We start from the raw sequence: 8,043 nt of genomic DNA on the forward strand, positions 1-8,043 counted from the left end.
CATCCGGCGCTGAGAGAATGGATCCCGGATCAAGTCCGGGATGACGATGTGAGATAGGTCCGCAATCGGCCGAAACCCGTAACCGCTTCTTTTCAGCCGTTCGTTTGCCGAACTCCATTTGACTTTCGCGCGCCGTCAATGCGATGAACGGCCCGCACGGTCGAACCGGGTTGCAACGGCCGGCAAGGAGACAGCGATGGCAGACGAGGAAACCGCCCCCGAGCAGGGCGAGTTGGCGATCACGCGCACCGGCGACAAGCTGCGATTGGCGCGCGAGGCCGCCGGCCTGTCGCTCGCCGACGTGGCCACGCGCACGCGGATCACCCAAAGGCACCTCGACGCCATTGAAAAATCCGATTTCTCCGAACTGCCGGGCCGGACCTACGTCACCGGCTTCGCGCGCGCCTATGCTCGCGCGGTCGACCTGCCCGAGACCGAAATCGCGGCGTCGATCCGCCGCGAGCTCGAAGAGGATCAATACGGCGCACGGCCGGTCTACGAAGCCTATGAGCCGACCGACCCGGCGCGCCTGCCGACCGCGCGGCTGACCTGGACGCTCGTCATCATCGCGCTGCTGCTGGTCTCCGCCTATGGCGTCTGGCGTTTCCTGTCGGTCGAACCCGACGAGGCGCTGATCGCGGCCCAAAACCAGGCCGCCGAGGATTCGGAGGCCCCCGCCACCCAGGCCGCGACCGCGACCGCCCCGGCAAAGACCGGCGCCTCCGTCGCCGCGAATGCGCCGGTCGTGCTGACCGGCCTTTCCGAAGTGTGGATCGGCTTCGACGACGCCAAGGGCAAGACCGAGAATTGGCGGACGCTCGACCCCGGCGAAACCTATGAGGTGCCCGCGGCCTATATCGAGCAATTCACGCTTCGCACCAGCATCCCGCAAGCGCTGAAGGTCACCGTGGGCGGCCGCGACGTCGGCCCGATCGGCCCCGCCGACACGCTGGTCAAGGGCATCTCGCTGAAACCCGCTGACCTCGTCGCGCGCGCCGGCGGCGGCACCGCGGCGACCGCACCGGCAGCGACGCCCGCGCCCAAAACCGCGCGCTGAACGTCGTCATCCCGATGAAACGACGCGGCGGCGCGCCGAAATAGGTTTGCGCGTCCGCCGTTTCGGGCGTTATGAAGGCCGGGATAAAATTGGTTAATCTGTGGGGGCCTATCGGCAAATGATGAAGCATGTCACTCTCATGGGCGTGGCGGCGGCCGCGATCGCGGCGGCCGCGCCCGCGCAGGCGCAGGACCAGACCGTCACCAAGCGCGTCGATCGGCTCGAAAAGGAAATGCGCGCGGTTCAGCGCCAGGTCTTTCCCGGCGGCGCTCCGACTTTCTTCGAGGGCGAGATCGCGCCCGACAACACGCCGGGCGAGCGCGCCAAGGCCGCGACCCCGGTCGCGGACCTGACCGCACGGGTCGATGCCCTCGAATCGCAGCTCCAGACGCTGACCGGCCAGACCGAGCAGAACGCCTATCAACTCCGCGAGCTCGAAAAGCAGTTCACCGCCTACAAGATCGAGATGGACAGGCGCTTCCCCGCCGAAGCGGCGGCGGAGGCGACCCCCGCCAGCCTGCCGGTGGTTCCGACGGTCAAGCCGACGCCCGCCGCCACGACGGCGGCGGCGCCCGCGAAGAAGCCCGCCGCAACGCCGGCCAAGGCAACGTCCCCCGACGCCGCGCGCCTCGCCCTGGTCAAGAAGGTCGAAATCCCGTCGACTGGCAACGAACAGCAGGATGCCTATAATTATGGCTTCCGCCTCTGGGATGCGAAACTCTATCCCGAGGCGGAAACCCAGCTCAAGACCGTCGTGACCAAATGGCCGAAGAGCAATCAGGCGAGCTTCGCGCAGAATCTGCTCGGCCGCGCCTATCTCGACGAGGGCAAGCCCAGCCTCGCCGCGGTCGCTTTCTATAATAATTACAAGGATCGGCCGAGCGGTCCCCGCGCCCCGCACAGCCTGATGTATATGGGCGTCGCGCTCGAAAAGCTCGGCCGCAAGGCCGACGCCTGCAAGGCGTTCCGCGAGCTCGACGATGTGTACGGCGACAAGGCGCCGCAGGATGTCCGCACCGATGCAGCCGCCGCAAAAGCAAAAGCAGGCTGCTGACAGCGGCGAGGCCGTCGAACGGCTCGGACGCGACCTCGCCGCGCTCGCCGGTGCCGACTGGCAGCGGCTGCATTATGGCGTCGCGGTCTCGGGCGGTCCCGACAGCATGGCGCTGCTGTGGCTGATGGCGACGCTGCTGCCCGGTCAGGTCCGCGCGGCGACGGTCGATCACGGTCTGCGCAAGGGGTCCGACGAGGAAGCGCGCATGGTCGCGGGCTTCTGCGCGCGCGAGCATATTCCGCATGACACGCTGCTTCCGCCGGCGCCGATCCGGGGATCGACGCAGGCGGCGGCGCGCGCCGAGCGCTATCGCCTGCTCGACGGGTGGCGGCAGGATCATGGCATCGCGCATATCCTGACCGCGCATCACGCCGACGACCAGCTCGAGACGATCGTCATGCGGCTCAACCGCGCGAGCGGGGTCGGCGGCCTGGCCGCGATCCGCGCGCGCAACGGATCGGTGCTGCGGCCGCTGCTGCACTGGCGGCGCGACGATCTGATGCGGATCGCGTTCGACAACGACATTCCCTTCGTCGACGATCCGTCGAACGCCGACGACCGCTTCGACCGCGCGCGGCTGCGCCACGCGCTGCGCGCGCAGACGACGCTCGATGTCGAGGCGGCGGCGCGCTCGGCACGCTGGCTGGCCGAGGCCGACGAAGCGATCGACTGGGCGGTCGAGCGGCTGATCGCCTCATGGCCCGATGCGTCCGATATCGCGGTGATCCGCGACGAAGGCTATCCGCCCGAGATCTTCCGCCGCGTCGTCACGCAGCGGCTGCGCGCCAACGATCCCGGGCTGGCGCTGCGCGGTGCCTCGCTCGACGGCGTCATTGCCGCGATGAAGGCGGGCCGGCGCGCGATGGTCGGCGCGCTCCTGATCGATGCGGTTCCCGGCCTCGCCGGCACGATCTGGCGCATTTCCGCCGCGCCGCGACGGAAAGCGCGCGCCTAGGGCGAATTGGCTCATTGTCATTTAACCCGATTATCCTACATTATCGGGAGAGAAGCGCCGCGTGCGCGAATTTTGGCGCGAATTTGGGAAAGATTCCGATGCAGGACGACAAGGAACCGCAGGGCAACCCCTGGATGAAGAGCGTGATGATCTGGAGCGGCATCTTGCTTGCCATGCTCCTCGTCGCCTCAATCTTCGGGGGCGCGGCGCAGCCGACCGGCAACACGCTCGCCTATTCCGAGTTCCGGCAAAAGGTGCAGGAAGGCGCGGTCAAGCAGGTCGTGCTGTCCGAGGATCGCGTCACCGGCGAGCTGACCAACGGCGACCGCTTCACCGCCAATATCGTGCGCGACCCCGAACTGCTGAAGATGCTCAACGACAATAATGTCAAATATGACGGCAAGCCGACCGAAACCGGCAATATCTGGGTCTATCTGCTTATCCAGTCGCTGCCCTTCCTGCTGATCCTCGGCATCGCCTTCTTCGTCTTCCGCCAGGTGCAGAAGAACAACGGGTCCGGCGCGATGGGCTTCGGCAAGTCGCGCGCCAAGATGCTGACCGAAAAGCAGGGCCGCGTGACGTTCGACGATGTCGCCGGCATCGACGAGGCGCGCGAGGAGCTGGAAGAAATCGTCGAGTTTTTGAAAGACCCGACCAAATTCTCGAAGCTCGGCGGCCAGATTCCGAAGGGCGCCCTGCTCGTCGGCTCGCCCGGCACCGGCAAGACCTTGCTCGCCCGCGCGATTGCGGGTGAGGCGGGCGTGCCTTTCTTCACCATTTCGGGTTCGGACTTCGTCGAGATGTTCGTCGGTGTCGGCGCGTCGCGCGTCCGCGACATGTTCGAACAGGCCAAGCGCAACGCGCCGTGCATCGTCTTCATCGACGAAATCGACGCGGTCGGCCGCCATCGCGGCGCCGGCCTCGGCAACGGCAATGACGAGCGCGAACAGACGCTCAACCAGTTGCTCGTCGAAATGGACGGTTTCGAGGCGAACGAGGGCATCATCATCGTCGCGGCGACCAACCGCCCCGACGTGCTCGACCCCGCGCTGCTGCGCCCGGGCCGCTTCGACCGCCAGGTCGTCGTGCCGCGTCCCGACATCGAGGGCCGCCAGAAGATCCTCGAGGTCCACACGCGCAAGAAGCCGCTCGCGCCCGACGTCGACCTGCGCCGTATCGCGCGCGGCACTCCGGGCTTTTCGGGTGCCGATCTCGCCAACCTCGCGAACGAAGCGGCGCTGCTCGCGGCGCGCAAGGGCAAGCGTCTGATCGCCTCGAACGAGTTCGAGGAGGCCAAGGACAAGGTGATGATGGGCGCCGAACGCCGTTCGATGGTGATGACCGAGGACGAGAAAAAGGCGACCGCCTATCACGAAGCCGGCCACGCGCTCGTCTCGCTGCATGTCGAGGGCAATGACCCGCTGCACAAGGTCACCATCATCCCGCGCGGCCGCGCGCTGGGCGTGACGTGGAACCTGCCCGAGCGCGACCGCTATTCGCAGAATATGAAGCAGATGAAGGCGCGGCTCGCGCTCTGCTTCGGCGGCCGCATCGCCGAACAGCTCATCTACGGCAAGGACGAACTCAACACCGGCGCCTCGAACGACATCCAGCAGGCGACCGACATGGCGCGCGCGATGGTGATGGAATATGGCATGTCCGAAAAACTCGGCTGGCTGCGCTATCGCGACAATCAGGACGAGGTATTTCTGGGCCACAGCGTCTCGCGCGCGCAGAACATGTCCGAGGAAACCGCCAAGCTGATTGATGCCGAAGTCCGCCGCCTTGTCGAGGAAGGCGAGAATGTCGCGCGTAAGGTGCTGACCGACAATCTCGACGAGCTTCACCTGCTTGCCGGTGCGCTGCTCGAATATGAGACGCTGTCGGGCGAGGAGTCGAAACGCGCGATCAAGGGCGAAGACATCGGCCGCGACAATGATCAGGGCAAGAACGGCAACCCGGTTCAGGGCCATGCCGGCGGCCTGCCGCAGATCAAGCGCAAGCCGCGCCCCTTCGGCGACGCCAACCCGCAGGGCGTCTGATTCAGACCCCCAGTTCAGACATTGTTCATTGATTTGGCACGATTCCGGTCCGCATGACCAACGGGGAAATGCGGATCGGATCGGCCTTTGCCGCGCTCGGCGCCGGCGCCTTGCTGTGCGGCATGGCGCCCGGCGACATGAGCGTCGCGACCTTTCTCGCACGCGCCGGTTCGATCGAACGGCTGGGGCCGCTGGCGATCGCGACCCCCGAGGCCCATTATCTGAAGGGCGAAGTGATCGCCGCGGGCAAGCGCTACAAGGCGCGGATCGATGCCGAACGCAAGGCCGGGCGCAGGACCACGAGCTGCCCACCCGAAAGCGGTACGCTCACCCCCGAACAATGGCTCGCGCACCTGCGCAGCTATCCGCCGCAGTCGCGCAAATCGATTTCCATCTATTCGGCGTTCGACGGACTGATGCGGAAACGCTATCCCTGCCCCGCCTGATGCGGCGTGCATGAGGCGAGGAAGGGTGCGGCATGACGATTTATTGCGATGAATCGGGTGGGCTCAACACGGGCGCGATGACCTTCGCCGCCGTGATGCTTTCCCCCGATGCGGCCGCGGCGATCCATGCCCGCTTTCGCGCTGTCACCGGGCTGCGCGGCGAACTCAAGGGCAGCCGGATCAGCCTGACCGAGCGCGCCTATCTGCTCGAACTCTTCGATCGCGCGGGCGGACGGGCGTGGGTCGCGGTGGCGAAGCGTGACAATCTTGCGCCGCCCGCCGATGGCCGGCTCGCGACCGACCTTGCGCTCTACACCGCGCTGCTCGATCTCGCGGTGAGCAGCTGGCTGCCCGAAACCGGCGGCGTCTGCACCGACGTCGTGATCGACGATGGCCGCTACGACCCGGTGATCCTGGCCGGCGTGCGCGAAACGATCCAGGCCGGGCTCGCCGGCTGGGGCCAGGCATCGCTCGCCGACAGCCGGCGCTCGGACGGCGTGCAGATTGCCGACGTGATCGCGAACAGCCTGTTCAACGTCGAAATCGGCTCGCCGCGCGCGCACCGCATCGGCGTCATCCTCGAACCGATGCTCGCCTCGCGCGCGATCCGCATCGCCGAACTCACCCGGCTCCTCTGAATCAAGAAGGGCCGCGGTTTCCCGCGGCCCCCTTGGTGATCGATCGCGATCGGCGCTTATTCGAAGTCGCCGCCGCCACCGGCCGGGCTGCGCGGCGGCGCAGCGGCGGTCAGGCGAAGCGCTTCGGCCGAACGCGCGATCGAGCTGATTTCGTCGGGCGTATCGTCATCATCGACGACGACCTTCTGGAGCGAACCGACGAGCGCATCGCCGAGATCGGTGGGACGCACCGTCTGCTCGGCGATTTCGCGCAGCGCGACGACCGGATTCTTGTCGCGGTCGCGATCGACCGTCAATTCGGAACCGCCCGAGATTTCGCGGGCGCGATGCGCGGAAAGCAGCACCAGATCAAAGCGGTTGGGAACCTTGTCGACGCAATCTTCGACGGTAACGCGGGCCATTGTGTTTCCTTAGAAGCGGAGAGGCCAGCCAGAGGCATGGCGGCAAGCGCTGCGCGCTAGCAGCGGGCGGCGCCGATGTCAATAAAACCCCTGCCCTTGCGGGCTCCACGCCCCCGAGCCTATGAGCAATGCATGACCGAGCCCGATGCCGCCGCCGGCCCCCTCGATACGTTGAAAGCGGACGTCGCGGGCCACCGGCTGGAGGTCATCTTCGACGGCGAGCGGCGGCGCGAGCGGCTGCTCGCGCTGATCGGCGGCGCGATCCGCAGCGTCGACCTGATCATGTATATTTTCGAGGACGACGATGCCGGGCAGCAGATTCTCGGCGCGATGACCGCGGCGGCACGGCGCGGCGTGCGCGTGCGCGCGGTGATCGACAGCTTCGGGTCGGGCGACATATCCGACAGCCTTTTCGCGCCGCTCCGCGCCGCGGGGGGCAGCGTCATCTTCTTCTCGCGGCGCTGGCGGTCGAGCTATCTCGTCCGCAATCATCAGAAATTGCTGCTGATCGACAGCGAAGCCGGCGTGACCGGCGGTTTCAACATCGCGAATCCCTATCTCAGCGACCGGCGGACGCATTGCTGGTTCGATCTCGGCATCGTCATCCGCGGCCCCGTCGTCGCGGACATGACCGAATGGTTCGAGGCGCTGCACGATTATACCGTCCACGACGACGGCAAGCTGCTGGTGCTGCGCCGGCTGATCCGCGAATGGCCGATCGATGGCAAGCCGCTGTCCTGGCTGGTCGGCGGTCCGACCCAGCGTATGTCGCCCTGGGCGCGGATGGTGCGCAGCGATCTGGCCGGGGCACGGCGGCTCGACATGGCGATGGCCTATTTCTCGCCCGGCCAGGGGATGCTCCGGCGGCTCGGCCGGGTCGCGCGGGCGGGGAAAGCGCGCTTCGTGATGGCGGCGAAGTCGGACAACCCCGCCACGATCGGCGCCTCGCGGCTGCTCTACGGCTATCTGCTGCGCCAGAAAGCGGCGATCTGGGAATATCAGCCGTGCCGGCTGCATATGAAGCTGATCGTGATCGACGACGTCGTCCATGTCGGCACCGCCAATTTCGACGTGCGCAGCCTGTTTCTGAACGTCGAGGGGATGCTACGCATCGATGATGCGGGCTTTGCGCAACAGATGCGCGGGTTTCTGGACGGGCTGAAAGGCGATTGCGAGATCGTTACCGCGGCGAGCCACAAGGCGCGGGCGAACTGGCTGACGCGGCTGCGCTGGACGCTCGCCTGGTTCGTCGTCGGCATCGCCGATTATACGGTGACGCGGCGGCTGAATTTCGGGCTGGGGGAAATCGATCCCGAGACGGAGATTTAGAATCAGGGCCGGTTAGACCCCTGATCCATTCCCCTCTTTTCGTTCGTCATTCCCGCGAAAGCGGGAATCCAGCTTCTCTTCGTGCCTTTGTGCCTTCGTGCGAGATTTTTGGGACTCGCAC

General features: G+C 66.5%; 8 protein-coding genes. 7 read left to right on the plus strand and 1 reads right to left on the minus strand.

All coding sequences use genetic code 11. The features are described from left to right. Positions 1 to 196: 196 nt before the first annotated feature. The 6 genes from OJI97_RS08995 to OJI97_RS09020 all read left to right on the plus strand — a co-directional run bounded on the left by OJI97_RS08995 (position 197) and on the right by OJI97_RS09020 (position 6,192). Positions 197 to 1,057 (plus strand): helix-turn-helix domain-containing protein, encoded by an 861-nt coding sequence (locus tag OJI97_RS08995; protein ID WP_297662770.1) that lies wholly within the window; start codon positions 197 to 199, stop codon positions 1,055 to 1,057. A gap of 118 nt (positions 1,058 to 1,175) precedes the next feature. Beyond that, positions 1,176 to 2,111 carry a tetratricopeptide repeat protein gene (locus OJI97_RS09000; RefSeq protein WP_297662772.1) on the plus strand — a complete coding sequence of 312 codons (936 nt, stop codon included), beginning with the start codon at positions 1,176 to 1,178 and terminating at the stop codon, positions 2,109 to 2,111. Then, entirely contained in the window at positions 2,065 to 3,066 is a 1,002-nt protein-coding gene (gene tilS / locus OJI97_RS09005) for a tRNA lysidine(34) synthetase TilS (protein WP_297662774.1), read from the plus strand. The genes OJI97_RS09000 and tilS overlap by 47 nt, the downstream gene beginning before the upstream one ends. A 98-nt stretch (positions 3,067 to 3,164) precedes the next feature. After that, positions 3,165 to 5,108 carry an ATP-dependent zinc metalloprotease FtsH gene (gene ftsH, locus OJI97_RS09010; RefSeq protein ID WP_257550985.1) on the plus strand — a complete coding sequence of 648 codons (1,944 nt, stop codon included), beginning with the start codon at positions 3,165 to 3,167 and terminating at the stop codon, positions 5,106 to 5,108. A 53-nt stretch (positions 5,109 to 5,161) separates the two neighbouring features. Next, a complete protein-coding gene (locus tag OJI97_RS09015; protein ID WP_257550987.1) occupies positions 5,162 to 5,554 on the plus strand; it encodes a hypothetical protein in 393 nt (130 codons plus the stop codon). 32 nt (positions 5,555 to 5,586) lie between these two features. Continuing rightward, positions 5,587 to 6,192 (plus strand): DUF3800 domain-containing protein, encoded by a 606-nt coding sequence (locus tag OJI97_RS09020; protein ID WP_297662776.1) that lies wholly within the window; start codon positions 5,587 to 5,589, stop codon positions 6,190 to 6,192. Positions 6,193 to 6,248: 56 nt separating this feature from the next. Here OJI97_RS09020 and rpoZ read toward each other — a convergent pair whose 3' ends face one another. Continuing rightward, the gene (gene rpoZ / locus OJI97_RS09025) at positions 6,249 to 6,593 is read right to left on the minus strand and encodes a DNA-directed RNA polymerase subunit omega (protein ID WP_257550991.1); all 345 of its coding nucleotides are present in this window, start codon (positions 6,591 to 6,593) and stop codon (positions 6,249 to 6,251) included. A gap of 132 nt (positions 6,594 to 6,725) precedes the next feature. On the opposite strand from rpoZ, the gene OJI97_RS09030 reads away from it, so the two are divergent. Beyond that, complete coding sequence (locus OJI97_RS09030) at positions 6,726 to 7,922, plus strand: phosphatidylserine/phosphatidylglycerophosphate/cardiolipin synthase family protein (protein ID WP_297662778.1); 1,197 nt, start codon at positions 6,726 to 6,728, stop codon at positions 7,920 to 7,922. The last annotated feature ends 121 nt before the right edge of the window (positions 7,923 to 8,043 follow it).

Source organism: Sphingopyxis sp. (genome assembly GCF_025869345.1).
Lineage (GTDB): Bacteria > Pseudomonadota > Alphaproteobacteria > Sphingomonadales > Sphingomonadaceae > Sphingopyxis.